We start from the raw sequence: 26,529 nt of genomic DNA on the forward strand, positions 1-26,529 counted from the left end.
CCGAAAAATCATAAGATACAACTGAAGCATTAAAAAATAAGGAGTTAACATAGTGACAGATATTATTTCAGAACTCTCCAATCGTCGTGTTCAATGTCTGCTCTTCGACCTGGGCAATACCCTCTGGCAGCGCAATTCCTACGACCAGATCGCGCCCCTAGAATTTGCCGCTGATCAGTGTGCCATACACCTCTTACACCAGACATATCCCACACTCGCCATTCTCAAAGAAAATGGTGAAGAGGCAGGCATCCTGCTCCGGCGCACCCTCTTGACACAATTCGCGCTCACCATTGAAAAAGATCCATTTGTCGAACCTGAGGGAGGCCCCATGGTTCAGCAGGCATTTGCAGCCCTGGGCGCTCCAAACCTGGACCAGTCTTTCTGTCAGACCATCTTTGATACGATGCAGATCAGTATTGCTCAATCACGCACGCTGTTTGACGACGCACTCACAACACTTGGCGAGCTACAGCAGCGCCGCTTCCAGTTCGGTGTGGTCACCAATCGCTACTGGGGAGGCAAGCCATTTCAAGAAGATATGCGAAGCATGGGTCTGCTTGAATATTTCGACCTCGACACGGTTATGACCTCTGCTGACCTGCATATACGCAAACCCAATCCCGCTATTTTCCAGCGCGCGCTCCAGGCATGTAATACAACGGCAGAGACAAGTATCATGGTTGGTGACTCGCTTGTCGCGGATGTCGCGGGCGCACAGCAGCTTGGCATCTTAGCCGTCTGGAAACCCTATAACTATGCACAAATCGCGAGCTACCTGGTTGAGAATGAAGGAATCACTATCGCCGAATATAATCGCGCTCAGCTTCTCGCTCTCAGAGAAGAGGGTATTATTGCTCCGTCAATCGACTATCTACGTAGAGATGGAGTCACCTACCTGGAACACTTCAGCAAGAAGCATATCCGTCCCCAACTCATCATTAACCACCTGAGCGAACTACTGGAATGGGTATAAAGAAGGTCATGGCACACTTACACCTCCTCAACTTGAAATTAGTATAAATTATGTAGTTAAGTAGTTAACCCTATGTGCAAGTTCTTTCTGGTAGGAGGTGTGGTGTGTGCTGGTGGCCGCCAGCCACCAGCACACACCACACCTCCTACCCCAACGAGCGCCGCAGGCACGAGTGGTCATGCTAAGAACATGCACATCGCGTTAGCTATTGTCAATAGCTTTTGCTTTTCGGTAGAGCCATATTAAATGGTGACGGCATCCTTGTTCGAGTTCATTTTCACAAGTTTTTCTGCGTTCTTCACCAGATCGTGTGGCTCTACCGCTTTTTCTTCCCCTGAGTTTGTGAATGTCAGTGCGTCTACCTCAAACCATCGAAATGGTATCCCCAACCAATAATCAGCTCTCTCTTTAATTCCTCCATTAATTCCTCGGTAATTCTGAATGATAGTTCGTAGGGTATGTGAAAATAACTTACCAGGCATTTGTGGATGTACTACGATGAAACGATCAGCTGGCCCTTCTCCTTCTGGTTTTCCAGCAAAATTATAGTCTTCACATACACGATCTAATAATCCTAAACCGGAATCAACTCTCTCAACATGAGAAGCAGTAGAAAGAGCTCTAATAGCATCTTCTTCTTCTATTTCCCAGGTCTTGAAATACCACTTTGAATTGTCGACCTCGAGTTGATAGTCATCAAGAACAGATAAGAAGGTTTCATACAAGATAACCCTGTCTGTAGCTGTTTTCTGTTGACCCTTCTTATTTGCAATTTCTGTTTGTTGTAAAGTCATAATGTCCTCCTGGTTTTTTTCTAGTATAACTTATATATGAGCCTAATAGAAGCGACAATTTTCTATAAATCCATGGTTTCTTGTGTGGTCTAATCCTCTATTAATTGATATAAGATTTCTCTGGTACTACAGTGACACTTAGCAATTTTCTTTGCTAAGTGTCACTGTAGTACTAGAACGGAGCCGCCACAGCCAGACCCTCGCGCTTCTGGACTTACCGCCATGCCGCGCACACGCCAGCCGCCTGGAGCCTCGCTGCCCTCCCGCTTCTCGCGGAAAATTGTTCCCACGCCTACTAGCTGACCATCGCGATAACAGCCTGCATGCAGCGTCTCCGGCTCGTGATCTTCAGGATAGGCGCACTCGGCCAGGGATTGCATGGGACGCAGAACGCTCTGACGCAACACATATGTGTCTTCCGCGGCAATGGTGTGCACTTCAAATACGGTCTGGTTCTGTGTCATGGTAATGTACTCCTTGAAATAAATTAAAATCGCTGGGAGCGTATGGACCCTGACAACCAGAGGCTGCCAGGGTCCATACGCTCCCAGCGATAGTTTACAGGCTATGCGAGGGCTGGGGCAAGGTGGGGGAATACAAGGATTCCTGCAAAAATGGACCATTCGACAAGAGCTGTTTTTCCTTGGATGCTATCGCAGCTAACTGCGCATTAGGTGCGATAAATGGCCAATGGAGAACAAAAACACTTCTCTGAGATCCTGCCAAAATCAGCATTTTTTACACGTTAGATGCGATAAACAATGCGAGGAGATGGAACTTCTGCCAAATGGCCCAATTTTGTAGGAATCCTTGTACTCCCCCAAGATAGTAACAAAATTTGCGATAATGGCCTGCACCTCGTCTAACCTGCCCTGGAAGAAGTGGTCGGCATCCTGCACGGTGACGATCCATTTGGGGGCTGGCACCTGCTCAAACCACTGCATCGCAGCCTCATAAGGCGCCTGGTCATCCCTGGTCCCATGGATAAACAGCTTGGGTTTATGACAATCGACCAGGGGATTGGTAGCGCCGAACCAGCGCGCGGGCACGCCCAGGCCCATTATGGCCTGGACACGGTCGTCAATGGCCGCGACCTTGAGTCCAACAAATGCACCAAACGATAAACCAGCCAGGATCACTGGCACGCCAGGATACTTACGGCTCATAAAATCGAGAGCATAGCGCACATCATCCATCTCGCCGCGCCCCTCGTCATATGTCCCACTGCTATGGCCAACGCCACGGAAATTGAAACGGAGTGAAGGGATGTCGTTGGCCTGCATGACTTGTGCTACTTTGAAAACGACTTTATTATGCATCGTGCCGCCAAATAGAGGATGAGGATGGCAAACAATGCCAACATAAGCTGGCTTCTGGCCATCATCTACGGGCTTGAGTATGCTTTCAAGATACCCACTGGGTGTCTGTATATTGATATGCAAAATCTGGTTTACCATAGACATTATCCTTTTAAGGCTACGTATATCGCTTCATCTTTTCCGACTTATCAGCTGCGTAGAAGGTGTTATGAACAGGAAGAGCAGTGACTCATCAAGAGAGTAAAGCGATGAAGCATGAGAACGGTAAAGGCCAGCAGGTGAAGACTGGCCAGCGTCTCAGGCAAGCGTTCATAATCGCGTGCCAAGCGACGAAAACGAGTCATCCAGGCAAACGCGCAGATCGTTGACAATGGCCTCAAAGACGCCATTTCTGAGCCAGCATTGCGTCTGTTGATGGACCGCAGCCCAAGGCGGCAAGTCGTGAGGCATCATGCGCCATTGCGCTCCGGTGCGCACGATCCAGCGCAAGCCGTTGAACACCTCACGCAGGTCGTGCTCCCGTTGTGGCGCTTCTTTGGTCATCAAGGTCAGGTAAGGAGCCACGAAACTCCATTCTTCATCGCTTACATCGCTGGGGTATGCTTTTCTTTCCATACTCCTAGTCTAACTATTGTTCATAACAGCCTCTAGGCATCCTTGACACAGTCATAAAGACAAAAAAGCCACAGATAGAAACCATAACATATTCACTCCTCGCTTCTAAATGTGAACAAGAGTATGTATGGGCTTTGGGCGAATGCCCAAAGCCCATACATACTCTCTATTTCTGCCTCCACAAGACAACTGCCAGCCAGGCAGCATTGAGCATCATGGCACACACCCCACACAACAACGTATAGCGTACACCTATAACTTCGGCAAGCAAACCCGCTAGCAGGGCGCCCAGTGGCCCAATCCCGTTGACGAGAAAGTTAATGGCGGCATTAACACGCCCCAACTGGTGCGCGGGAATCTGCTGCTGGCGCAGACTAATCTCATTGATCGAGAAGAACACATACCCAATGTCGCCCATCTGCGCCAGCGCCAGCAGTGCGAAGGCCAGTGAGGGACCACCAAAGGCCAGCGGGGTCGCCAGAGCGGTCGCTTTGCCCACAATCAAGCCATAGAGCAGGGCACGCCGTGTGCCATAGCGCCTGATAAGCGCAGGGGCAAGAAACGAGCCTATCAGCGCGCTGACCCCTCCCACGGCAATCAGAATCCCATAGAGCAGGGGGCTCAAATGCAGATCACGCAGCACAAAGATGGTATAGAGCGCGAAAACGCCAGCACAAAAAGCCTTGAGCGTGTCATAGATCGCCAGGGTGCGCAAAAGCGGATAGGCGAAAAGTATTCTCAGTCCGCTCCGCATATCTTCCCACAGCGAGGCGCGCTCCTCGACGACCAGCACAGGCTCTATCTCTCTAGAGCGAATCAGGCCAATGCTCAAGGCCGAGAAGAGAAAGCTCAGCGCGTCAAAGAATACTGCCAGGGGCGCGCTTAACCACTCAATCAGCATGCCCGCCAGGGGGGGCCCAGCCACCTCGGCCAGGGATTCGCTGGTCCCAAGTTTACTGTTACCCTCAACCAGTTGCGCATGGTGCACAACCTGAGGGAGAAAGGCTTGATAGGCCGTATCAAAGCAGATCGTGAGCGTGCTTGTAAGAAAGGCAACCAGCAAAAGTTGGAACAGCGAAATCTGCCCAAACAACACCGCTATAGGCAAGCTAAGCAACAATAGCGCCCGGCCCATATCGGCCAGCACTAGCATGGGACGGCGTGGCAGGCGATCAACCCAGGCGCCTATTGGTAGACTAAAAAGCAAGGTAGGCAGACTGGCGAATAGAGAGAGCAACCCAACTTGTAAAGGCGTGGCCCCCAGAAGCATGATAGCGATAAATGGGATGGCCGAACCAGTAATGTGTGAACCAAGCAAGGAGACAGTCTGACCACTCCAGAGCAAACCAAAAGCCCGGTTGAGCCAGAATGAACGGAGCGCGACCACCTTGGGAACCTGTTCGTCTGTTTGTGGTACAGCGGGAATATCATGTGAAGCCATACAGCGGCTACCTCCATAATGTGTGGTGAAACATTGAGAAATGAATAGGAGGTATGGAGGTGTAGCCAGAAAATAAGGATACGGCGCGCTCGGATAGTGAGACAGGGGGAAGATGGATCTAGAGGAATGACTCCACCTCAGATCCAGAAGGTGAAACATAGAAAACAAACACACAATCAAACCAACGATTGTGCAACCCAAACAAAACACCTGTTAGCTGCTAAAAATGCTTCACTCACGCCGCGGCTACACCCGGGCGCGAGTGATGAAGATGGTACCCATCGGGGCACCTCGCTTTCGTCTAGAATATCGCTATTATAGTAACACACAAGCACATCTGTCAACATACATAGTGAGCTGATTGGGCAAATCGCCCAATCAGCTCACTATGTATGTTTCTTCTGTAACCGCGTACAGCCAGTAACAGGCTTACTGGCGCTCCAGGGCGATCACAGGAATCTTGCGTGTGGTCTTCTTCTCGTAGTCACCAAAGCCAGGCATACGCTCCACGATTCTTGCATAGAGCTGGTCGCGCTCTTCGCCAGCGACTTCGGTGGCCGTCGCCTCAAACTCTTCGGTGCCTACCTCAAGCTTCACATGGGGATGAGCCACAAGGTTATGATACCAGTCAGGATTGGTGGGCGCACCAGCCTTGGAGGCAAAGATAATATAACGCTCCCCATCAGGCAGATAGGCCAGGGGATTCACGCGCTGCTTGCCGCTCTTCGCTCCAGTTGTGGTCAACAAAAGCAGCGTGCCACCCGCAAAAGGGCCACCTACCTTCCCGCCATTCGCACGGAACTCCTCAATGATCTTGCTATTCCAGTCATTTGCTCTTACTTCAGCCATCTGAACTCCTACTATTATTTTGATGCGTGTATAACTCTGTGATAAAGAGCCGCTAACACCATTCTATCGACAATATGCACAACATATGTGAATCGCTTTGCCCCTCCACAAACACTGGGGCTTATGTGGGCAAAAATACATTTACTAATAAAGAAACACTGTATTCCTTCAAATAATTCCCAAATGGTTTTTTGGGTCAGCTAAAGAGTATGAGTAGTTTACGTTCCTCTTCTGAGATCCGCAGACGTGTATTCCTGGGAATAGGGTAAATCTCTGCGCGCTCCCATAATGGGCCAGTGACGCTGGTACCACTTCCTAGTTGGACGCCACGCTCATGTAAGGCATTGAGTAATTCGCCCGCATGGAAGAGAAAGATAGAATCAATCAGCCAGGGATTCGCAAAGCTTGGCGTTGTAGTCTCTGGTCCCGTAAACACCAGATAATAGTCTGGAAGTGCATCCACCTTGATATTCATTTGCCCATCGCGCCTGGGATGCCATTGGACATCGACCGTCTGGCCAGCAAGCGGACCCGAAGTGAAATGTCCATCATAGCCCCGACGTTTCCCTGATTCGTCAAGCTCTATGTGAAAGATAGCTGCAGCGATATACTCGGCCACATTCCCGACCTGGGCTGCGTGTCCAATCAACGTAGCAATCTTACCATCAATGGTATTTCTCGATTTCAACAGGCTCGCAAGCCATGGTAAGTCACTCAATAAGATACCTCCCCTCGGTTTCACTTAAACATGGGACATAGCCTCTCTTATTGTACGCACAAGCCACGTTCAACTACTACAAGCAGCTTTAAGTAGTGCTTCGCCTCAGTAAATCGTATACCATGCTCACATGTTAGCCTGCGAGAATACAAGAAGGAGTGATATTACTGTTCTGGTAATATCACTCTTTCTGTTATGAGCAAAAGTGCTCTATATGGAGAAGTGCTCGCCCTCCAGGTAAGGACGGGCCGCGGCGATAACGGGATCCTGCATAAAATGCTGTTGCATTTTCTCTCCGCGTAATGCATTATCCAGCGCGGCGATGATCATGGTCTCGTCGAGTACCAGGTAGCGATGTCCAACTGTACCTGTTGTTGGATTAACGGCATCATAAAATCCATATGGACCGTACAGCGAGGGATAGCGCACGAGCAGCTCCTCAAGATTTTTAAAGGCATCCTGGGGTGCCACCGTCAACGCAAGAAATGAAGCGTGTGGCGTCACTGCTGTCTCATCATAGGGGCAGCAGTTGCTATTGGAGGCCAGGGCATGGGCTCCATATGCCAGGTAATTCCCGGTATCATCAGGCGTGCTGGCTGGCGAGAGGCCCCAGACGGGATAATGCAACGTCTGCTTGGCGTAGGCGATCTGCGCCTGGGCGTAGTACTGATCATTCAAGCCAAAGCTGTGCTTTCCCCAGGTAGTTTCGGGGACGATCAGATTGTTCATCAAGCCTTCAAACATGCTCCCACCCCAACTGGGAACAAAGTTGATGTTATTGGAACTGTAGTGACCCTCGAAGACGGTAAACGGCTTACCCGACTGGGGATCTGTATAGGTCACATTAGAACCCTGCGGTGGTTGCCCCTGCCAGGCAAAATCGGCAGGTAGCGTACGCCATGTACGCCACCAGACATCACCGGGCATCTTATGGGTGCCAATACCAATGTATGCAGCAATACGCGTTTCGGCATTGAGCATACCATAATGGAAGGTAGCGGGTCCCTGGTCAGCATTATACCCTCCATACATCTGGCCAGCGGTAATATTCGTACTCTGGTCACCATTGTCGTAGAAGATGCCAAAGTCCATTGCGTCAAACAGCGCTGTGGCCCGCTGCGCCAGCTCAGGGAAGGCCTGGCGAACCAGAATCAGACCCGTTGCATACCAGCCATTGTCAACTGTAGAGATAAAAGCGCCCTGTACTGGCTGCCCCTCTTGGTCGCTTCCGCCAGGTCCAGATATCCTATGACCAGTACCAGTGTCGTACCAGCTAAAAAGGAAGCCTTGCCACTTACTCAGCTTCTCAACCTCGCTCAAGGTCGCGTTAGCCCTCTGAAGGGCCTGCTTATGTGAGATAAAGCCGAGATCCTCGCCCGCGACAACGCTCCAGAAGTAAACCCCTATATTGGTTGGCGAGGTATAGGCACCCCGCGCGGGTGCTCCATTAAAGCCAATGTTGTCGAGTGGCAAATGCGTATTGGGGTCAAGATCAGCATCGAAGAAGCGCCATGTCTGAGCCGCTATAGCGTAGAGGGCCGCGCGCTGCGCGCCATTTAACTCTCCAGAAGACGCCGCATCGCGCGTAGCAGCATGAGCCACAGGCGCCAATAAGCTCCCCATGGCAAGAATGAACGCTAAGAGCATACCAGAAGTCAAACGCAGTGATTTCAAGTTCCTTCTCTCCTCTCATCTTTGAGACGATTCCGTTCTTTGCTATTACCAAGTATAGATATATGCATCTAACACGTCAATGGCTGTACGCATGCTATTTAATCTCGGCTCGCAAGCTCGCCTCAGGGTAAGGGTCATGGGCGTGTAATGCTGGCAGTGCCAGCATTACACGCCCATGACCCTTACCCTGAGTGTCGCAGGCGCGAAGGTTCTCTCGCAATTCGGATGGCTCGTGCAATTACTGAGAACACCTTATTCTATGGCGACAACTTTGATATCCTCCGTGAATATTTTATTGATGAATGTGTTTTGGGCCCGTGGGGTATCTTAAAAAGAGAACTGTATGAGATGCTTATGGCACGCATGACCCTGACAAAGGTGAGTTGCATGCCAGCAAGAAAAAGAGAAATAATAAAGAAAGTAGTACAAGAGGAATATTTCATGGCAACTTTTGTAGAAGTCCAGACACAACATCCACACCCTGACAGTCTTCTGGCTAAAGTGGTATCTGGTACTCCCTTGCTGAACAACAAGGACCAGGGGTTAATAACAGAGGTCCCTTCCCAGCGTTGGAATCGCGAGACATTCTCTTGGTCGCCAGTCATCGCGAAGATGGCCTGTATTGACAATGGCAATGAAGCGTTAAAAGGTGTCATGCCAACAGTGAACGCTCCCTATCTCGCCAGATTGCGAGTGCCTACCGCATATGCCCCGGCGAAGAAACTACGGGGCGGTGATGGCCGGATCACATGGCGAGTGAACGGATCAGAGGATTTTTGGATGGGTGACGATGCCCTGGAGACCAAAAAAGCTGAGAGCTTACCGGTTGGTTTCTCTCCTGAACGGTTTCCAGATCACCGTTTTCAGCGGTTCATAGCCGCATTCCAGGTAGAACTGCTGGTCAGAGCGGGACATGGCAAGCGCGATGCATCAGGAAAGCTTATGGAGGGCAGTCAGGGTGAGTTCAATATTTTTCTCTCCATTGGCTTGCCCCCGGAGGAAGTTGATCGAAATGGTGCAACCCCCGAAGCACGTGAAGCACTCAAGTACATCTTCAACAAGCCGTTTGAGGTTGTGCGTGTTGACGAGCAAGGACAGGAAACTACCTGGCGTATTTGCTTTGTCGAGTTTGTTCCCTATGGACAAACATTCGGGTCCTTCTGTGCCTGGTACTACACGCTGGAAGGAACACCTATTGCGACCAATATCGATCGCCATATTACACTCGACATCGGGGGAGGGCAGTTCCACATATGTGAAGTGGAAATTGCACCCCGCAGTGGCGAGTCTCGTCCCAAACTGAGGATGAGTGCAGAGCAAATCGGGGAGGGCACCATTCTTATTGCGCGCGGCGTTAGCGAGGCTATTCGTCAACAATACAGAACCATTCAACTCTCTGATGCAGAAGCTCAGTGTGTTCTGTTGAACCGCATGATTTCCGTTGGCGGACGCAGACAACCTGTTAACGACATAGTGAGTCAGGTCATCGCAAGTCGTGTAGACAATCTGAACAGCCTCATAGTGAAATACTTACAATATGGTCAGTCGTTCTTGATGTTTACTGGCGGGGGAAGTGTTCTTCTTCATGATACCCTCCTTCACCTGGTAAACACACATCGCAAAGCGGATTCCTTCTACTTTGTCCCGCCTGAAATCGCGCCTTTCCTCAACGCTATTGGCGGACTAGTGCTCGCCCAGGCGTCAGCACAGCGGGCGATATCGCGCCGCGAGGCACAGCAGGCGATATTGCGCCGCGAGGCAGAGCAGGCGATATCGCGCCGCGAGGCACAGCAGGCGATATCACGCCGCGAGGCAGAGCAGGCAGCAGGCGCGGCAGGTGAGAGGTAAAGAGATGAAGATGAGTAGCAAGTACCCAATCAGCATCGAAAATATCCCAGGGGAAGCCTGGGAAATGGTCCAGGCAATCAGCGCAAAAAGTGGGTCGGATACGACTGAGGTTTTACGCCAGTGTGTAGTGGCAGGGTCACTGATCGAACTAATCAAGGCGGGTCCAGACAATGAGGTAGGCGAGTATGGGGAATTCTCCTCAACGTACCTTGCACGCTTGGCGCGACGTGTTCTGGGAGCACCCATTGATTTTTTGTTAGAAACAGGCCAGCACCCCTACCTGTCGCTCACTGCGGATGCAAATGGTCCCACGCCTGCGACAAAAGAGGGGGCATCTGACGCTCCTGCTCCAAGCTTCCTCCTCGATCAAGAGATAATCGAGGAGTTGCAAGGATTAGGCGTGGGAGGGAGCTTTTCCGCTGGTTGGCAACCGGACTAAGTTGTGCATCCATCAGGTTTGTACCTCTAAATCAGGCAACAAAAAAGCAGCTGGCGAAAGAAAACGCCAGCCGCTTTTTGCTCAGTCATCTACGCTACTCCTGGGGGAGAGGGAAGTGTCAGAGCTCAGAAGAAGACCTGGCTTGGAGATCGTTAGTCAAGAGTATGCTCTTTTCAGAAAGTACTTGTGGAGCCAGACCAACTTTTGCATACTCATGGTATTGCAGAACAAGCAACTGCGGCTCAGATCCCCCACCCTGAACAGTTTCTACACATATATGCGAGCCAGCCCGTGACCTTGTGCATAACGCGCGCTAGACCTCCAACAAAGTGCGAGCCTTCTCTCTGCGCTATCGCCGAGAGTACACTTGCAGAGAGGGGCACCGACCTCCCCCACAATGCACTCGAAATTCATTCTAAAACTGTCGTATAGTATAGATACTTTGTGATACAAGTACAGACTAATTCCTGATAGAAGCTGTCAGATTGCATTAATAAGCCAGTATGTATCAGAGCTTATTTTGAGTATAAAGCGCCACAAGGATGTGCTATGAGCAATGGAGAGAAAGACTCTTTACTAGAGAATGACGAGTATGAGCTGCAGGTAGTCGATCTGGACGATCCAGAAAGACAGGGCCACACACCAGCAAAAAAAGCATTTCTTTTCAATGTCTATAGAAAGGCCCTCAAACGGCGAACCGCTACGCTCAATCTTCCTGCCTGGCTGCGTAGCCGCAAAACTCAGGCGTCGCTGGTAACACTGGTGGTATTACTTGGCTTTGTCTCTCTCAACATCATAAGCGGCTCATGGGCCTTGTTCGTCAATACCTCCAGAACTCCAGACTCTGTCGCTAAAGCCAGCACAGTCCAGGCCAGTGCCCCCTGCTATAGCGCCGCACTCGCCCCCGATAACCAGCGTATCGCTACCCTGGAACGCGAGTACTGCCTTCAGCCTTCACTCTCTCCTCCCTCACGGCAGCCCAGTAACGCCCTGATACAGGTTTTTAGAGTCAGCAACAAGCAGGCATTAAAGCGCTTCACCCTGTACAACACGATCCTCAATCAAGCTATAGCCCAGAAGCTCCCCGCCCAGAACTTTCTGGATGTGCAATACCAACAAATTTCCTGGTCACCCGATGGCAAACAACTCATCTGCGCCTTTGAAATTTCCCTGTCACGACCTGCCACCCTCGTCTATCCCAATGCCCTCTGGGGGCTCTGGCAACTAAACGAGGCAACTGGTGCTATCAGTGTACTCTTCGCGCAACAGAACCAGGATAACTTTCTCTCAGATACATTGTCATACGCCGTCTGGGATTTGCAGAGTGGTTCCATCCTGCCAGCCCAAAGGGACCTCGAGCAGATTATATGGGATTCGCCTCGTTTCTCCTGGGGCAAGAATGGGCAGATACGGGCTCAACCTGCTCAGGACGAGGCCGCGCAACCCGTTGGCATCCCCTCGCAGGGACAGAGCTTCACACTCTGGCAACCCGGCATTATCCAACCCCAGAACGGCCCCTCACAACCTCGCTTCAGTTGGAGCACCACCTTCTTCGCCTGGTCGCCAGATCGCTGCTACCTGGCCCTGTTTGCCTGGTCCTCGCGTGTCGAGCGCCTCAACGCGCGTATCTCGGCTACACCACCCGAGACCAATATCCTGCCCAGCATCAGCGTCCACGACAACGCACTCAATAACCTGCTCAGCCAGGGGTCAGGAACAGGCGCTTATGCCTGGCGACCTGATGGACACATACTGGCGCTCTATAACTTCTCGGCCACACGCATAGAGTTATACGATTGCGCGACGGGCGCACGCCTGCGAACCATCACGGTCAAACCAGGCCAGGACGCAAAGACTGTGCCTCTCCCGCAAAGTGGAGTTGACCCTGGCGTCCTCCAGTGGTCCACCGATGGCACACACCTTCTGCTGGTCCTGGGCAATAAACTCCTGCAAGTCAGCGAGGTTCCCCTTTAACCGAAACGAGTGCCCATTGCGGCGCTTTCGTGTTTTGTTGTAAGCTTGCCAGAAGACAATACCTAACACAATGCAAGGAGCCTACATTTATGCAGATTCGCCGACTTGATCATGTCAGTTTATACGTGCGCGATGTGGAGCACTCGCGCCAATTCTATGCCCAGGTACTTGGCATGGAGGAGATCGCTCGCCCAGGCAGCTTCAACTTCCCTGGCGCCTGGCTCAAAAAGGGGAGCGCCATCATCCACCTCATCGGCGAGGATACCCCTGGACGCGTCGACGCCATCTACGCTGGCAGCTACACCCAGCATGAACTCGCTCTTGGGCGCGACACCCATATCGCCTTCGAAGTCGAGGACCTCGAAGCAGCCCAGCAGCACCTCAAGGCCCGCAACATCGAGATCGTTGGCGGCCCCAAACCCCGAGGCGACGGCGTCACCCAGCTCTACGTCCGCGACCCCGACGGCTACGTCATCGAACTCTTCTCCTGGTGAATAAATAGAAGCAGCAAAAGAGGCTGGACTGATCTAGTAGATCAGTCCAGCCTCTTTTGCTGCTTCTATTTATTCACCGCACTGTTGTTTATCGATGGTGCGTTTCTCAACCTCGTAGGAAATAGTCATAAAGCCGAAGGCCGCCACAGCGATCAGGACGATGAGCAGGAGTGCGAGGATAGTTGCCATAATAAATCTCCTTTGCTGGCTGCGTGTGGAAATAACAGCATTAGGGAATACCCATATTCAATAAGTGATTTTTTTACTATACGTGTACATATTCAGAAGTTGCAGATCAATCGTGTGAGCGGAGCTAGCCGCTGCGAAGCGGCGTTCACGATTGTTTTTCAATAACATGACATTAAAGTTGAGGTTGTCTCTACTACAGGAAACACATCCCACCAGAAAATTATTCCCGCCCATACTTCCTAAAGTAAAAAACGTTTTAAGCAAGCGTTTTGGTCACTCTTTTGCCTCAACAATTTGGCACTCCATTAAACACACATGCAAAATCTGGGTTAAGATGTGACACGCTGACATAGTTCTAAGGTCCTGGATTAACGCATCCAACTTGACCGATCCATGCCCCTTCGGATACAGTTTGTAGGAGCGCTACGGTGCGCCACTTGATATACGCGCTCTGGCAATTCAGGTATGAGGAACGAATACTCGCCTTGCGCTACATACATTTGAGCTTCCCGGTCAGCTAAAAAGAGGAGGTCTGAGTTTTAGGGAGGTCTTGTAAGTCATCTGTAGTTGTCCTGAGGGACTCTTCAGATTCTGGAAGGGATTTAGTGTAGTATGTCGTTTTTAAAACGTCGCTCAAAGCGTAATTTAGAATCCAAAGTAGCTTCCAATCCAGTCATTCAGGAGGCTCCCAACCAGGAGGAAGCATATGAGGTGGAACAGCTTCCTTTCCCAGATATAACTACAACCGACAGGATACCACAACTAGCCCCTACGCCTACCGCAACAAGCCAGCCCAATACAGGCCCTATTTATACAACAGGTACGCTAAAAGCTATCCTCGATACCACGAAAACCTCTGGTACGACTCAGCCATTCGCCACCAGTGCGTATCGGAGCAATACGACGGCTCTACGCATGCCTGTGGTCATCAAGGGTTCAGACAAACAGAGCACCGGCATGCTTCCACCTCAGCCTAAGGGCAGGCGCTTGATGCTCCATGTGACGGTTACCGCGCTCCTGCTCTTTATTATGGCAGGCTCACTAATGGCCGTGGCTGCGGTCGGCGATGTAGGTGCCCATACAGGGACCGCTAATTCCTCTCCCAGCACCAATGGCATGTTTAATTCAAATGGGGATAACTCGGCGTTGCTCGCCCAACAGGCTGCGACCGCTACGGCGGTGACGCAGGATGGCTATGAGCCTCCCCGGCAGACACCCAAGACCAGTAGCGCACCTGCTCCCGCTCCCACCTATCCCGGCGTCAATCCGGGACCAGCCCTCGGTGGCTCGGGCAACCATTTCTTCCAGGGCCAGTGTACCTATTGGGCCGCGTATCGCTTCCACCAGCTCACAAATGTGTGGGTTCCCTGGCTGGGCGACGCCTGGCAATGGTCGGGACAGGCCGCGGCCTCTGGCTGGCACGTCTCCGGTAGTCCCTCTGTCGGTGCTATCATCGTGCTGCAACCCGGCGTCCAGGGCGCTGGCGGCTATGGCCACGTGGCTATTGTCGAGCGCATCAACTCGGATGGCAGCGTCTATGCCAGCAACTATAACTGGTATGCCGGCGGCGGCGGCTTCGGTATTCTCTCTTACTGGACCTTCTCTCCCGGTAGTGGTGTCTCGTTCGTCACCCTATAAATTGATACATTAAGATACTTCGCAGATATGGGATGTGGGATGGCAAAGCCGTTGGCCTTGCCATCCCACATCCCATATCTGCTATACTATCGCTACAAGCTCTTGTGTATTTCCTGCTCAACTCAGACATGAAGGAAGGACAATGTGTTTCCTTATTTTCCTTTAAAAGCTGACGTTTTCTCTATGGCTATGGGGACACAGGCCCTGGAAAACGATCGCCTTATAGAGATTGATCCCGATCACTATGCACCTGAGATACAGCTCAAACGCGCACTCCTGACAAACGACCAGAATCACTATCTACACGCCCCACAGGAGACTCTTCCAGCTCAATGGGAGATCGTGGAACTGCTTTTAGAGCAGCTTGCCCGCGACTATCCCCATTATTTCTCACTAACGAAGAACGGTAAGCAGGTAACATGGCACAATAGCCTGCTTCAAGAGATGACGGTCTTTGAAATGGGCCTGGCCGCCAGCCTCCCCTATGCCCCCCTGGACTGGCTGGGAAGGCAGGTTCAGGAGGACTTGCTTCTGCTGCGCGCCGATACGGCACAGGGTATCCCCCTGGTCGCGGGCCAGCTCTGCTTCCCCAACGCCTGGTGCCTGGAGGAGAAACTGGGCAAGTCGTTTTTAGCAATTCATCAGGAGGTGCCGCTCTTCGCGGAACGTATCGGGCGTTCGTCCTACCTCTTGCTGGAACGCTTAAAGGTTGGCAGGCCCGTCTGGCGCCTCAACTGGGCCATCAAGAACATCCCCCGGCTCAATCTCACGCCCAGATATGCCTACGAGGTAGCGCAAGCGCAACGTGAACTCACGCCCGAAACTATCGGCAAGCTATGCCTGCTACGCGTAGAACGCCAGGCACTCATCCGTCTGCCTCACACACAGGATATTCTCTTCACCATCCACACTTACCAGGAACCCATAGCCACCATCGCGCAAAACGGTCAGCAAGCCAGGACTCTCCTGGGCGTCCTCCAGACGACCCCGCCTGAAGTCTTGCAATATAAGGGCATTGCTCCTTTCGCCCCCATGCTCATTGACTATCTTCTCAACCAGCTCTGAGTCATCGGCCTAGGGGCACGCCAACGATGAAGCGTGGATCTCCAGTCTATGCCAGCATGGCCCTACCGTTAGCTACTCCAGTATCTTGCGCATATTGATGTTGGTGGGGACATAGCCAAGCTTTTCATACATCTGGAGGGCACCCTTGTTATGGCCAAAGACGTGCAGACCAATGGAGGAGAGGCAAAGTTCGCGCACCTTCTCTTCCATGAGCTGGAAGGCCTGGGAGCCATAGCCATGTCTGCGATGGGCCTCATCGATTTTGACGTCATAGACGAAAGCCATTGGCTCACCCCTTACGACCCTGGCAAACCAGAGGATGCCTACATGCACGTCGCGCTGCTCATCATAGATCGAGTATAAATAGTGGTCTGGCGTCTGCACGCCCTCCGGCAGGTAGTTTTGATATTCTTTCCGCGATTCCTCGTAGGCGTTCTCAGCCGTCCAGCGCCCTCCCTTGATATGGTCCTCCGCATACTCTCGAATTGAATGGCTTAAATACTGCTCAAATTGCTCCTCGGTCATAGCTACCAGTTGCGTCATACAGCCTCTCCTTTGTCTCTTACTTTATAGATACGCCTCATTCTGAGAGCTCCCCGCGCGAAAGCAGCGGGGGTTCCAGGGGTTCGGCCCACGCTTCCAGTTCTTCCCACCGAAGCAGGGAGGCTGACTCTTGTGGTGGTTCCCCTGAACTTTTGGGCAGACGCGCTCCAGCTCGGGCCAGGCCCAAGCTTCGGGGCAGTGCCTGCCCCTCTTTCGCGCGTTGGATACTATGCTCGTGTGCTACCCGCAGGCGCGCTTCCGCACCTTCCCAATACCCCTGGTATCGGGCACACGAGGGAATGGGATCTGCTGGATCGAGATAGGCGGCAAGAAAGGCCGAGTACAGGTCGCGTTGCACGGGACCCACGCCACAGGAGCACTGGTGCCACCGCTGAGAGAGCGGCTTTTTGACCCGTCTGCCACAGCCATGACACCATTGACTCAGTGCTGTCGTGCGTGTGGGAACTTCTACCAGGATGCCGCCCGTGCTTGCAACGGTGCGCCTCAACAACTCCACAAACATCCCTGGGGCTCGCAGTCCCACACTCTTGCCAAACGTTTTTTGCCAGGCCTTGTAGGACATCTTTTCGATGATGATGGTGCTGCCCAGCGCGACCACCTCATGCACCTTGCGGCCATGCAGGCTCTTGCGGTGCGCCACCAGCTTGCGCTCTTTGCTCGCTTTGCGCCGTCGCGTGGCCTGGTAGCGTTTGCTCTGCATCCACCGCAGCTTCCGCTTGCCCTGCTTTTTGATGCGCCCCTTCTCGTCGTAGTGTTCAGGATTGCCCGCTCGCCTCTGCCGCTCCATCTGCCGCTGCAAGCGACGAATGGCCTTCGCATCAGGGGCCAATTCCGCGCAGAACACCTGCAGGCTCGCCTCCCCTTCCTGGGGAACGAGGGCCAGCGTCGAGGGTCCCAGATCCCCTCCAACGGTGCTCGTCCCAACGGTGTGTTTGGGCTTATGGTGAGGCTTGCCCTCCAGGGCCAGCTGGACCACGTAGCGATATCCCTGCGCATCAGCTCCGGCGGCTCTGGGGCTACTGGCGGGACGTTGGATGAGGCGAGCGTACTTGATGCGGTGCTTGAGGCCATGGGTCACCACCTCATCCTTCCAGTCGATGAGGGCGGGCACCTGGTCTCCGTTCCAGAGGAGAAAACCTGCGTTTCCGGCTTCGGGTGGCTGCAGGACAAACCGAAGGCTGGTATCATTGCGCTTGTTTTCGATGCTGGAGAAGCCGCGCCCTCGACTCTTGAAACGCACGCGTGTGGCCTTGCCCAGGCAGACGCGATTGAGGGCGCGATAGGCGCGAGTGGCCAGCGTTTGCGCCAGCACCGCCTCGATGTGCTCGGCAATCCAGCCCACGCGTAGCCCCTTGACGGCTTCATGCAGGGCGGCTTCGGAGAAGCCATGCGCCTTGCGCAAGGCGGAGAAGGCTGCCGCGCGTTCCGCTTTGTGGGTGCGAGGAAGGGCGCGGGCCTCTTGCCAGGCGGGGTCAGCCCGCATGCGCCTCAAACGCTTCTGGCCTTCGGAGAGGATGGCATTGTAGAGCTGGCGAGCGGCTTCCAGATGGGCGCGCAGGCGGGCGGCTTGCCCTGGATCGACGACCAGGGGCAGTTCCAGCAGAAAGGTGGGGGTTGCAGGTCGCTTCTCCTGCTGTTCTTTCTGTTTGCGTTGTCCCTGACACTTCTTCGACATTCTGGCCCCTTCTTTGAACACACACGTGATCTTGATCCACTGACGCCTATTGTAGCAGAGTGTCCGGAAGAACGCAAGTTCTAGGTATCTGACCCTGCTCTCTTTCCTCTCATCCAGCAGAGGCGGCGATTCATCCCCGGCATGAATGACCGGGGCTTTCTCGCCGCGTTCTCTGTAACACAGGCAGATTATCCGCCGCACTTGTAGCATTCAGACGAGTTGGTATTCCTGTGTCGACCCGCAAAGCGGGCGCGTCGTGATATCTCCTGTGAGGAGAAAACAAAGCCTCATGGGTCAATAAGCCAGGAGATAAGTTTGCCGAAAGGAGGCACATTTTTATGGGCATCTCACGTTATGATCCCTTCGGTGAGGGATTAAGTCTGCGCAACGCTATCAACCAGCTTTTTGAGCAGAGTTTTATACGACCACGCCTGTTTGGCGAAGGCCTTGAGACAAGCCTACCTGTCGATGTCTACGAGGAAAGCAATAACTATGTCGTACATGCGGCACTGCCAGGGATGAAACCCGAAGACATCAGCCTGACCATCGATCAGCATATGCTCACCATCCATGGCCAGTATCGCCGTAGCTCTGATGTTCCACAAGGCAACTGGCTCGTACATGAGCTTCACTCGGGAACATTCACCCGAAGCATGAGCTTTGAGCGTCCTGTTGACATGGACCATGTACAGACCGAGTATGAAAATGGGATCCTGACCATACGCCTACCTGTGAGTGAGGCGGCTCGTCCGCGCCATATCGCCATTCAGGCAGGTCAGGAACAAGCACGAGGTACAATTGAAGCCCCACAATCACGGGTGTCGGAGAGTGGTGCGTCCTCTGCGACAGCTAGCCAGCAGCAGCCATCTCCAGCCCCTGAACAGCGGTCAGCATCCATGGATGAATCACAGCGTCCATCCACTGACCTTGGGCACTAGCTACAATAATACTGACAGCCTGTAATCTCTGAGAGGCAAAGTTGGCAACACGACACATGCTTGCTTTGCCTCTCTCCACAAGCCACCAGGAAAGGATACATCATGTTAGCCTTGCGCATCACTGAGTTTGGTCCACCCGAAACACTCCATATGAGCGAGATTGAGCGACCTCGTCCAGGGGCGGACGAGGTCCTGGTCGAAATACGCTCTGCCGGACTTAATCCCAGCGACATCGGCAATATTTTGGGTCGCTTCATCCAAACCCAGTTACCGCGCATTCCAGGACGTGATTTCGCGGGCATCGTGGTCGAAGGGCCGGAGGAGCTGCGCGGGCAAGAGGTCTGGGCCAGTGGGGCCGAGTTTGGCTTTACCCGCGATGGCTCGCACGCCCAGTATATTGTCGCGCCACGCGATACGCTCAGTCTGAAACCACACAACCTCTCGATGGAACAGGCGGGCGCGATTGGCGTACCTTTCCTGACAGCCTGGCTTACGCTTCAAGCAAGCGGCGCAAGCAAAGGTGATTCTGTACTGGTACTGGGCGCGCGGGGCGCGGTCGGCAACGCCGCCATCGAGCTGGGCAAGATGCGCGGCCTGCGCATGTTTGGCGCCCAGCGCGGTGAACCACGGGGCAATGAGCCATACGAAGTGATCAACACCGAGCGGCCCGATGCCCAGACCGACCTTATGAAGCTTACACACGGCGAAGGGGTCAGCGCCTGCGTCGATACAGTAGGGGGACCACTCTTTGACCTGGGACTGACCTGCCTCGCCCATGGGGGACGGCTCATCGCCATTACCGCGCGTGGCGATGGACAGGTACAATTCAATATGCGTGACTTCTACCACCGAGAGCTACACCTGGTGGGAGTCGACTCACTTCAGCTTGGCGCCTGCCAGACAGCTCATATTCTCTCCGAGATCAAACAGGGCTTTGAAGCAGGCACCTTGCGCGTCCCCCAGGAGATACGCACCTTCCCGCTACAAGAGGCCCCCAGGGCTTACCAGCTCCTGGCCCAGGGTTCCGCGGGAGGCAAAATAGTCTTTATACCGTGACACTCCACGTCCCGTAAACGGGACGGGCTTCTAAGCCACGTCACCGATTTGGCCAGTCTCCCGGGAGACCGTATCCGCGATACGTGGTTGGGCCGGTTCCTTGCTTAGACAACGTTGGGGCGTGTCTGCCCTACTACTACTTCGCCTGGACAAGCCAGGTGGACGTAGATACGTGAAGGATTGAGGAAACTTCACTTGACAACCAAAGCTGAGTTGATGCATATTGACCGAACCCACCAGATCCCGATGCCCGGAGAACTGGCATTGTTGGCATGTCCAATTTCTTCCCTTGGGCTTGTGTCTATGCCCACATGCAGGACACTGGCTCGAGGTTCCTCGTTCCGAGCCGGTGAAGCTCATGATGTGAGCAGCCTTGCTTTTGTGCGTGAGATAGTCAATGTCCTTGCCATACTGTAGGATAGGAAGCCGACGAGTTACCATTGCTGGCACTTTTTCGACTCCCCTCCCCCAAACCGAGCGGGCAGCTTTCACTGCACTCGGCTTTCCAGTATCGTCGTACGGGCCTTTTGCATAGCCAGTACATCCTTGAGCTTGATACTTTGTCGTCTCATCGGATGCCCATTAGTAATATCCTGATGACACGTTCGACAGAGAACCATTGTCTTGCGATGGCGTGCTGCCATGCGCTTGACCCATTCTGGCCTCTCACGTCCTGTGTATTTGGTTAGATCTTTGAGCGCACGAATATGATGTACCTCGATGTCATCTGTGAGACGTGTAGCTCCACAATATTCACAGACTTGAGCAAGGAGCCTCTGTTCTAACTCAGTTCGCTTCCCCCACAGGCGTTGAGGTTGGTCCTCTAGGGCTGCCTGAATATCCCACGTGAGTGCAATGCCGCCCCAAGTTGCTACGAGCGGCTCTTTCCCTTCTCTTGGCACGGTGACGCGTAGACCTTTGTAGGTCGTGTCTCCAACTACAATTTCTGCACGGTATTTGTCGTACACCTTTGGAACAGACAATTTCTGCTTGTTTGCCAGCGTCTTTGTGAGGGAGTGTTCCGTCACACGTTTTAGTTGGTCAAGCGTGTGCATGTTGTAGGCCAGGTGGTAGTAGTTGGCGATGCCTCGGAATTCGAGCTGGTACGTGGTGATAATGGTGTAATCACTCTCGTTGAGTAGTTCGGCCCGTTGAATCGCCTTTCCTGCTTTCATGTAGCACTCACATTTTTGTTGAATGACATCCTGTGGTACTTGCAATCCTACCCTTCCGTTGATACTGCGTCGATTCGTCCCCTGGTGGGGGTTGATAGAACGCTTCGTATTTTCCTGAAGGATGGTGACATGGTAGTTAAGAAATCTGGCAGTTTCACTCCTCGCGTGTGTGATGAGTGTTTTAGCATCGGTGAGTTCTAGCTTGAGGTCGTCGTGTAGAAACTCTGCGATTTGCTGCTTGATTTCTTCTGCTTCTGTCCGGGAGCCGATGAAACTCAGGAGAAAGTCGGGTAGGCCGCAGGCGAGGTGCTACATACATAGCCCTTTTCCCCCGGCCCCCCGCCGAACCACGCATGCCCGTTTCCGTAGCACGTGGCTCTCCAGTGTTTTCAAGTCCGTATGCGCTGTCCATTAGCTCGTCCAGCATGGATGTCTTCATGGCATTTGCGACAAACGATCAGGGTTTTTCGCCGCCGTGCTGCCATGATATACATCCATCGTGGTCGTTCTCGCTGTCCCTTGGGTTGGAGGTCTTTCAAAGCCCGGATGTGATGGACTTCTACCTGCATCTGAGAACCACAGAGTTCACAGACATTGGCCAAAAGCCGTTTTTCCAGTTCTGATCGTTGTCCCCACGTCCAGGGTAGGGAGTCTTCAAGGATTGCTTTCATGTTTCGAGCCAGAGAAATTCCCCCCCATCGTGCTATCAGTGGCTGTTTCCCTTCTCGTTCTACAGTCACTTGTAGCGCTTTTCTGGGACCATGTGGCGTCTCGACGGTGGTTTGGTAGCGGTCATAGACTTGAGAGACCGTAATGCGCAGCTTTTGCGCGAGTGTTGCCACCAGTGATCGCTCCATCACCCATTTGAGTCGATTGAGTTGATAGCGGTTTCCCGCTAGTTGGTAGTATTCTGCCAATCCCCTGTATTCCTGTTGATACTGAGAGATGATACTGTAGACGGTATCCTCTGTTCGTTCTTTTCGGGAAACGGGTTTTCCGTGCTGCAAATACTCCTGACATTTCTCTTGGATGACGTGCATGGGCGCTCTGAGGCCAATTTGACCGTTGAGACTTCGGTGTCCACGCCAGTCATGCTTCTGGTCGTTTTTGCACATCACGATCTGATAGCCCAAGAATTGGGCAGCTTCCGTTTGCGCATGGGTAATAAGCGTTTTGGTCTCGGAGAGTTGGAGCTTGAGTGTTTCGCGCAAAAATTCTCCGATCTGCTGCTTAATTTCTTCAGCTTCTTCTCGTGGACCGCTAAAACCGATGAGCCAATCATCCGCATACCTTGCATACCGAATGCGTCTGTAGCTTGGATCGGTTGGATCAAGTGCGGGAATCTGTTGCATTTGTCGGCGGAGCCGTTCTGCTTCTTCCGTTTGGCCTGATCTTCTCCGACATGAAGCTCGAAGCTTCAGAGAGGTGTAGGGAGGATTTTCTCTTCGTACCGTTCCTCGTGTGTACTTTGGAAGGAGAGTGTGTTCGGCAAATTTGTCCAATTTGTCTAAATAGACGTTGGCTAGTAGCGGACTCAGAATACCACCCTGTGGACTGCCACTGTAGGTGGCGTGATAGCACCATTCCTCCAGGTAGCCAGCTTGCAGGAGCATTTCGATGAGCCGAAGAAGACGACCATCGTGGATTTTCTCCCCCAAGATTGCCATCATGACCGTATGGTCAAGTGCGTCAAAGCACTGAGCAATATCGCCTTCTACCAGCCACTTTGTGCCTATCCACTTGTGGTAGATCTCATTGAGAGCAGTATGGCAACCTCGTCCTGGGCGAAATCCGTAGGAAGTTGGGCTAAACTGAGGCTCGTAGTATGCGGAGAGGATTAACCGCATCACTTCTTGTAGCAGTTTGTCTGACCAGGCGGGGAGTCCGAGTGGCCGTAATTTCTTCGAGCGTCGCTTCTCGATGTAAATGCGGCGTACAGGTGTCCACTTGTAGCGCTCATATCGCAGGGCTTCAATGATGGCTTCAATTTTGGACATGGACATTCCGTCAGCGGTTTCTTCCGTGGTTCCTGCTGTGAGGGCACCATCGTTCCTGTAGATCTTTCCGTAGGCTTTAAGGTACAAAGCAGGATTGAACAACAGTCGATAGACTCGTTCCAGCGGCAATCCTTGTTTACCGCGTTCATGGATGATACTCAATATCTGATCGGCATCTCGCATCTCGCGTACCTTTCTGGTGGTGAGTATCGAAAACACCTACCATCCTTCGCCATGTACAAGGTTACGTATTCCCTTGCGCGGACTACTACGATGGTTCCGTGACCGTGCCGCTCTCGCGGGGTAGGCCATCCCAAGTTCCCTGATTGCTAGACGTATCGAGCCTGACGTAGGTGCCGTGTTCGCTCCCTTGAGTGGAGTCGTTCTCCACCGCTCATCCTCTGGAGGGTTAAGGTGCCGACGACTTTGACACCCGATGAGGATGACCCCGCAACAGACGCTGTAATCGGGGAATGTACGCTTTCATCGCTGGAAGCTGCGGTTCAGCCAGTGTAGGTTTCACCATATCAGGCGGGTCTTGCAGAACAAGGCTTCAGCGTCTTCACGCCTTTTCCGCTTTCCCAACATGCTCCTTTCCCTTTCGACTTTCATCTCCAGGTAGGTTGGGTGACCCAGAAGTCATTTCCTCCAAACTTCTCCTCTCTGGGAGAGGGATCTAGCAGCCGGTTAAATGGCGCACGTCATCGGCGTATCTACAGTATCTCAGTCGTCGAAACTCAGGATCATCGAGGATTTGAGTGGGGAGTTGCTGAGCCTGTCTTCTCACTTTCTGTGCCATCTCTGTTTGCCCTTGTTTGAACAGCCAGTGGGCACGGTTCATGAGTTTTCTGTACTCAGGATTTTCCTTTCTCTTGTCCCCTTTGGTGTATTTTGGGATGAGAACGGTTTCTACATATTTGTCTAATTTGTCGAGTAGGATATTAGAAAGGATAGGGCTTATTACCGATCCTTGCGGAACTCCGCTTAGGGTTTGATTGTATTTCCAGTCCTCCAGGTATCCTGCATTGAGCAACTGCCGTATCAGATTGATGAAGCGTCCATCATGGATGCGCTCTCTCAGCATTGAGAGGAGTAGGTCGTGGTCGAGCCTGTCGAAGCAAGCGGCGATGTCGCCTTCAATGAACCACGACGTTGCGGGCCAATGGTAGTAGATGTCCTGCAAGGCTGTGTGGCAGCCGCGTCCCGGACGGAACCCGTGTGAGTGCTCGCTGAAAGTTGGCTCGTAGTAGGCTTCCAGGATCATCCTGATTACTTCTCCGAGAAGCTTATCGGACCACACCGGCATGCCTAAAGGGCGTTGCTTGCCATTTTTCTTGGGGATGTATGTTCTTCGTGCTGGTTGCCATTGATATCGCTCGTAGCGTAGTGCTTCGATGATCTTGTCAATTTTTCCCAGCGACATACCATCTGCCGTTTCATCGGTAACGCCTGGCGTCATTGCTCCGGTGTTCCGATAGATTTTTCCATAGGCCGTCAGATACAGGTTGCGATTAAACAGTTGTCTGTAGACCCGTTCAAGAGGCAGGCCCTTTTTGCCTCGCTCTTGAAGAAGTTCCAGGTACGCTTTGGTGCTCTGCATTACGCATGCCTCCGCGTTTGAAGCTTCACGATACCTACCCTGCTTTCCTTTATCAAGGGAAAGCTCGGGCCCTCTTTCGAGGGCTGCCCCTTTGCCATGTACGTGGTTTTCCCACGCTCGGACTACTACGGGGGTTCCGAACTCCTGGGACTCGCGTCCTTTAGAGTTTCCCATGTTTACGTGAGTGGAACGTTAAGTGCGCTACAGGTCTCCTTCTGTTCCTTTTCAGGCTCATTGCCTGCCGTTCCCCGAAGAGAGCTTTGTGGTATCCTGTGGGAACTGATACCTATTTCGGGGTCATCGCTTCATATGCGGTGCGATGGGAGTGGCCTACACCACGTGGAACTCGGGTTCGACAGTCTCAGTCTAACCATACGCACAGAACTTGCAGAGCGTGAACCTACGCATCTTCAGCTCGCCTCCGCTTTATTGACATGCTCTTGTCCTCTTTGGGTTTCCCCGCTAAGTAAGTCATTGTTCTGGAGGTGTGTTGCTCTCAACCTCCCCTGCATTGTGCAGGAATTCCACACACGCCGACATGGCGCACCCCACAAGGCCAGACGCTAATTGTGGTGTCTCCCACTCTTCTTGTCACGAACCCCATGAGGATTGCCGATGAAGAGGGTCCCAACCTGGTGCTCAATACAGAAGTCGATGACGTTGCGAGTCGCTTTGTGTCGCAGGTCGCGAATGCGTCGCTCGGCTCGTCGGCATTGTTTGTTCTTGGCGCGTTGCAATTTTTTCCAGCGCCGCGAATACTTTTTGCAGCGGGATTGTTTCCTGGCAAACTGGCCCAATTGCTTCGTCCGCTGGCGTTTGAGCGAACGGATGCCACGTCCGGTGACGATCATGGCTTTGCCTGTGTTCGTCGTGACGGCTGCCAGGTGGATCTCGCCCAAATCGACAGTGGCCTGGACGGTGCCTGGAGCCTCCTCGGCCTGTGGGACCTGCACACAAACATGCAGTTCAAACCCCTGGTTCCAGACCAGGGTACACGCCCCACTGTTTTCTGGAAGCTCGATGGGCAGGACCAGGGATGGGCGTCCTCTCCCCATGGGCAAGACCACACGCCCATGTTCTTTGCTCACTGCTTGCGCAGGCCACTTGACGGGGTAAAAACGTTTGGTGCGCCAGGGGTATGCGCATCCGCATCTCGGGATGCTCTTGGCGCAGTTGTCGCGTGGTGTCAATGTTGGCGAGAAAGGTCGCCACCACCATCTGTACCGATTGGCTCTGCAAGGCAAAACGCCCCTTGGTGGCTTTCTACAACGCGTCTCGTCCTGGCCAGGGCAGATGGGAGAGACGTGCAGCTTTATGCATTTGCATACAACAATTCCATACCTGTGCAGCTTCCATCTGAGCAGCTTTGAGGCACTGGAATTGTTTGTGTGATAGGTGATTCAGTTGGTAGATTTTCACCGTTTGCATGCAGAGCATGATACCAGAAAAGAGCAGGATGCACAAGTAGGGAGAACCGGATCTATCCATTCT

The 26,529-nt window shown here is 52.8% G+C and carries 22 protein-coding genes and 2 pseudogenes; 9 read left to right on the top strand and 15 right to left on the bottom strand.

Annotated elements, in window-relative coordinates:
* The first annotated feature begins 52 nt into the window (after positions 1-52).
* Complete coding sequence (locus KTE_RS40690; RefSeq protein WP_201392103.1) at positions 53-976, top strand: HAD family hydrolase; 924 nt, start codon at positions 53-55, stop codon at positions 974-976.
* A gap of 242 nt (positions 977-1,218) precedes the next feature.
* On the opposite strand, the gene KTE_RS40695 is transcribed toward KTE_RS40690, so the two are convergent.
* The 8 genes and pseudogenes from KTE_RS40695 to KTE_RS40735 all read right to left on the bottom strand — a co-directional run bounded on the left by KTE_RS40695 (position 1,219) and on the right by KTE_RS40735 (position 8,386).
* Complete coding sequence (locus KTE_RS40695) at positions 1,219-1,770, bottom strand: hypothetical protein (protein ID WP_201392105.1); 552 nt, start codon at positions 1,768-1,770, stop codon at positions 1,219-1,221.
* A 161-nt stretch (positions 1,771-1,931) separates the two neighbouring features.
* The gene (locus tag KTE_RS40700; RefSeq protein ID WP_201392107.1) at positions 1,932-2,234 is read right to left on the bottom strand and encodes a GNAT family N-acetyltransferase; all 303 of its coding nucleotides are present in this window, start codon (positions 2,232-2,234) and stop codon (positions 1,932-1,934) included.
* A 264-nt stretch (positions 2,235-2,498) separates the two neighbouring features.
* On the bottom strand, positions 2,499-3,227 hold the full coding sequence (locus KTE_RS40705; RefSeq protein WP_201392109.1) for an alpha/beta hydrolase: 729 nt from the start codon (positions 3,225-3,227) through the stop codon (positions 2,499-2,501).
* Positions 3,228-3,434: 207 nt separating this feature from the next.
* A pseudogene (locus tag KTE_RS40715) lies at positions 3,435-3,704 on the bottom strand (transposase); the annotation flags it as partial.
* 166 nt (positions 3,705-3,870) lie between these two features.
* Positions 3,871-5,145 (bottom strand): MFS transporter, encoded by a 1,275-nt coding sequence (locus tag KTE_RS40720; RefSeq protein ID WP_201392113.1) that lies wholly within the window; start codon positions 5,143-5,145, stop codon positions 3,871-3,873.
* Between the two features lie 429 nt (positions 5,146-5,574).
* The gene (locus tag KTE_RS40725; RefSeq protein ID WP_201392115.1) at positions 5,575-5,994 is read right to left on the bottom strand and encodes a nitroreductase family deazaflavin-dependent oxidoreductase; all 420 of its coding nucleotides are present in this window, start codon (positions 5,992-5,994) and stop codon (positions 5,575-5,577) included.
* Positions 5,995-6,190: 196 nt separating this feature from the next.
* A complete protein-coding gene (locus KTE_RS40730) occupies positions 6,191-6,712 on the bottom strand; it encodes a hypothetical protein (protein WP_201392116.1) in 522 nt (173 codons plus the stop codon).
* Positions 6,713-6,922: 210 nt separating this feature from the next.
* Entirely contained in the window at positions 6,923-8,386 is a 1,464-nt protein-coding gene (locus tag KTE_RS40735; RefSeq protein ID WP_201392118.1) for a glucoamylase family protein, read from the bottom strand.
* A gap of 225 nt (positions 8,387-8,611) precedes the next feature.
* On the opposite strand from KTE_RS40735, the gene KTE_RS40740 reads away from it, so the two are divergent.
* From KTE_RS40740 to KTE_RS40765, 6 genes are all read left to right on the top strand, one after another.
* Positions 8,612-10,234 (top strand): hypothetical protein, encoded by a 1,623-nt coding sequence (locus KTE_RS40740; protein ID WP_201392120.1) that lies wholly within the window; start codon positions 8,612-8,614, stop codon positions 10,232-10,234.
* 10 nt (positions 10,235-10,244) lie between these two features.
* Complete coding sequence (locus tag KTE_RS40745; RefSeq protein WP_201392122.1) at positions 10,245-10,673, top strand: hypothetical protein; 429 nt, start codon at positions 10,245-10,247, stop codon at positions 10,671-10,673.
* Positions 10,674-11,222: 549 nt separating this feature from the next.
* A complete protein-coding gene (locus KTE_RS40750) occupies positions 11,223-12,647 on the top strand; it encodes a hypothetical protein (protein ID WP_201392124.1) in 1,425 nt (474 codons plus the stop codon).
* Between the two features lie 89 nt (positions 12,648-12,736).
* Positions 12,737-13,141 carry a VOC family protein gene (locus tag KTE_RS40755; protein WP_201392126.1) on the top strand — a complete coding sequence of 135 codons (405 nt, stop codon included), beginning with the start codon at positions 12,737-12,739 and terminating at the stop codon, positions 13,139-13,141.
* Between the two features lie 801 nt (positions 13,142-13,942).
* Entirely contained in the window at positions 13,943-14,968 is a 1,026-nt protein-coding gene (locus KTE_RS40760) for a CHAP domain-containing protein (RefSeq protein WP_201392128.1), read from the top strand.
* A gap of 183 nt (positions 14,969-15,151) precedes the next feature.
* On the top strand, positions 15,152-16,033 hold the full coding sequence (locus KTE_RS40765; RefSeq protein WP_201392130.1) for a DUF3445 domain-containing protein: 882 nt from the start codon (positions 15,152-15,154) through the stop codon (positions 16,031-16,033).
* A gap of 72 nt (positions 16,034-16,105) precedes the next feature.
* On the opposite strand, the gene KTE_RS40770 is transcribed toward KTE_RS40765, so the two are convergent.
* On the bottom strand, positions 16,106-16,576 hold the full coding sequence (locus tag KTE_RS40770) for a GNAT family N-acetyltransferase (protein ID WP_201392131.1): 471 nt from the start codon (positions 16,574-16,576) through the stop codon (positions 16,106-16,108).
* 37 nt (positions 16,577-16,613) lie between these two features.
* Positions 16,614-18,272 (bottom strand): zinc ribbon domain-containing protein, encoded by a 1,659-nt coding sequence (locus KTE_RS40775; protein ID WP_201392133.1) that lies wholly within the window; start codon positions 18,270-18,272, stop codon positions 16,614-16,616.
* Positions 18,273-18,610: 338 nt separating this feature from the next.
* On the opposite strand from KTE_RS40775, the gene KTE_RS40780 reads away from it, so the two are divergent.
* Together KTE_RS40780 and KTE_RS40785 are read left to right on the top strand one after the other, a co-directional pair.
* The gene (locus tag KTE_RS40780) at positions 18,611-19,210 is read left to right on the top strand and encodes an Hsp20/alpha crystallin family protein (RefSeq protein WP_201392135.1); all 600 of its coding nucleotides are present in this window, start codon (positions 18,611-18,613) and stop codon (positions 19,208-19,210) included.
* A gap of 102 nt (positions 19,211-19,312) precedes the next feature.
* On the top strand, positions 19,313-20,266 hold the full coding sequence (locus tag KTE_RS40785) for a zinc-binding alcohol dehydrogenase family protein (RefSeq protein WP_201392137.1): 954 nt from the start codon (positions 19,313-19,315) through the stop codon (positions 20,264-20,266).
* A 30-nt stretch (positions 20,267-20,296) separates the two neighbouring features.
* Here KTE_RS40785 and KTE_RS50270 read toward each other — a convergent pair whose 3' ends face one another.
* From KTE_RS50270 to KTE_RS40810, 5 genes and pseudogenes are all read right to left on the bottom strand, one after another.
* Positions 20,297-20,707 carry a zinc ribbon domain-containing protein gene (locus tag KTE_RS50270; protein WP_374226886.1) on the bottom strand — a complete coding sequence of 137 codons (411 nt, stop codon included), beginning with the start codon at positions 20,705-20,707 and terminating at the stop codon, positions 20,297-20,299.
* 47 nt (positions 20,708-20,754) lie between these two features.
* Entirely contained in the window at positions 20,755-21,441 is a 687-nt protein-coding gene (locus KTE_RS40795) for a group II intron reverse transcriptase/maturase (protein ID WP_201392141.1), read from the bottom strand.
* Between the two features lie 389 nt (positions 21,442-21,830).
* Positions 21,831-23,621 (bottom strand): reverse transcriptase/maturase family protein, encoded by a 1,791-nt coding sequence (locus KTE_RS40800; RefSeq protein WP_201387146.1) that lies wholly within the window; start codon positions 23,619-23,621, stop codon positions 21,831-21,833.
* A gap of 499 nt (positions 23,622-24,120) precedes the next feature.
* A pseudogene (locus KTE_RS40805) lies at positions 24,121-25,038 on the bottom strand (reverse transcriptase/maturase family protein); the annotation flags it as partial.
* 563 nt (positions 25,039-25,601) lie between these two features.
* A complete protein-coding gene (locus KTE_RS40810) occupies positions 25,602-26,126 on the bottom strand; it encodes a transposase (protein WP_201392146.1) in 525 nt (174 codons plus the stop codon).
* Positions 26,127-26,529 lie beyond the last annotated feature (403 nt).

Origin of the sequence: Ktedonobacter sp. SOSP1-85, from assembly GCF_016587415.1 — a bacterium.
Lineage (GTDB): Bacteria > Chloroflexota > Ktedonobacteria > Ktedonobacterales > Ktedonobacteraceae > Ktedonobacter.

What these genes read in the sequence shown, in the direction of transcription:
- KTE_RS40705 (WP_201392109.1), bottom strand. Translation starts at nt 3,227, where the DNA reads ATGGTAAACCAGATTTTGCATATCAATATACAGACACCCAGTGGGTAT.
- KTE_RS40755 (WP_201392126.1), top strand. Translation starts at nt 12,737, where the DNA reads ATGCAGATTCGCCGACTTGATCATGTCAGTTTATACGTGCGCGATGTG.
- KTE_RS40695 (WP_201392105.1), bottom strand. Translation starts at nt 1,770, where the DNA reads ATGACTTTACAACAAACAGAAATTGCAAATAAGAAGGGTCAACAGAAA.
- KTE_RS40750 (WP_201392124.1), top strand. Translation starts at nt 11,223, where the DNA reads ATGAGCAATGGAGAGAAAGACTCTTTACTAGAGAATGACGAGTATGAG.
- KTE_RS40740 (WP_201392120.1), top strand. Translation starts at nt 8,612, where the DNA reads ATGGCTCGTGCAATTACTGAGAACACCTTATTCTATGGCGACAACTTT.
- KTE_RS40770 (WP_201392131.1), bottom strand. Translation starts at nt 16,576, where the DNA reads ATGACGCAACTGGTAGCTATGACCGAGGAGCAATTTGAGCAGTATTTA.
- KTE_RS40720 (WP_201392113.1), bottom strand. Translation starts at nt 5,145, where the DNA reads ATGGCTTCACATGATATTCCCGCTGTACCACAAACAGACGAACAGGTT.
- KTE_RS40725 (WP_201392115.1), bottom strand. Translation starts at nt 5,994, where the DNA reads ATGGCTGAAGTAAGAGCAAATGACTGGAATAGCAAGATCATTGAGGAG.
- KTE_RS40785 (WP_201392137.1), top strand. Translation starts at nt 19,313, where the DNA reads ATGTTAGCCTTGCGCATCACTGAGTTTGGTCCACCCGAAACACTCCAT.
- KTE_RS40780 (WP_201392135.1), top strand. Translation starts at nt 18,611, where the DNA reads ATGGGCATCTCACGTTATGATCCCTTCGGTGAGGGATTAAGTCTGCGC.
- KTE_RS40775 (WP_201392133.1), bottom strand. Translation starts at nt 18,272, where the DNA reads ATGTCGAAGAAGTGTCAGGGACAACGCAAACAGAAAGAACAGCAGGAG.
- KTE_RS40795 (WP_201392141.1), bottom strand. Translation starts at nt 21,441, where the DNA reads ATGAAAGCAGGAAAGGCGATTCAACGGGCCGAACTACTCAACGAGAGT.
- KTE_RS40800 (WP_201387146.1), bottom strand. Translation starts at nt 23,621, where the DNA reads ATGCGAGATGCCGATCAGATATTGAGTATCATCCATGAACGCGGTAAA.
- KTE_RS40745 (WP_201392122.1), top strand. Translation starts at nt 10,245, where the DNA reads ATGAGTAGCAAGTACCCAATCAGCATCGAAAATATCCCAGGGGAAGCC.
- KTE_RS50270 (WP_374226886.1), bottom strand. Translation starts at nt 20,707, where the DNA reads ATGGTAACTCGTCGGCTTCCTATCCTACAGTATGGCAAGGACATTGAC.
- KTE_RS40700 (WP_201392107.1), bottom strand. Translation starts at nt 2,234, where the DNA reads ATGACACAGAACCAGACCGTATTTGAAGTGCACACCATTGCCGCGGAA.
- KTE_RS40765 (WP_201392130.1), top strand. Translation starts at nt 15,152, where the DNA reads ATGGCTATGGGGACACAGGCCCTGGAAAACGATCGCCTTATAGAGATT.
- KTE_RS40760 (WP_201392128.1), top strand. Translation starts at nt 13,943, where the DNA reads ATGTCGTTTTTAAAACGTCGCTCAAAGCGTAATTTAGAATCCAAAGTA.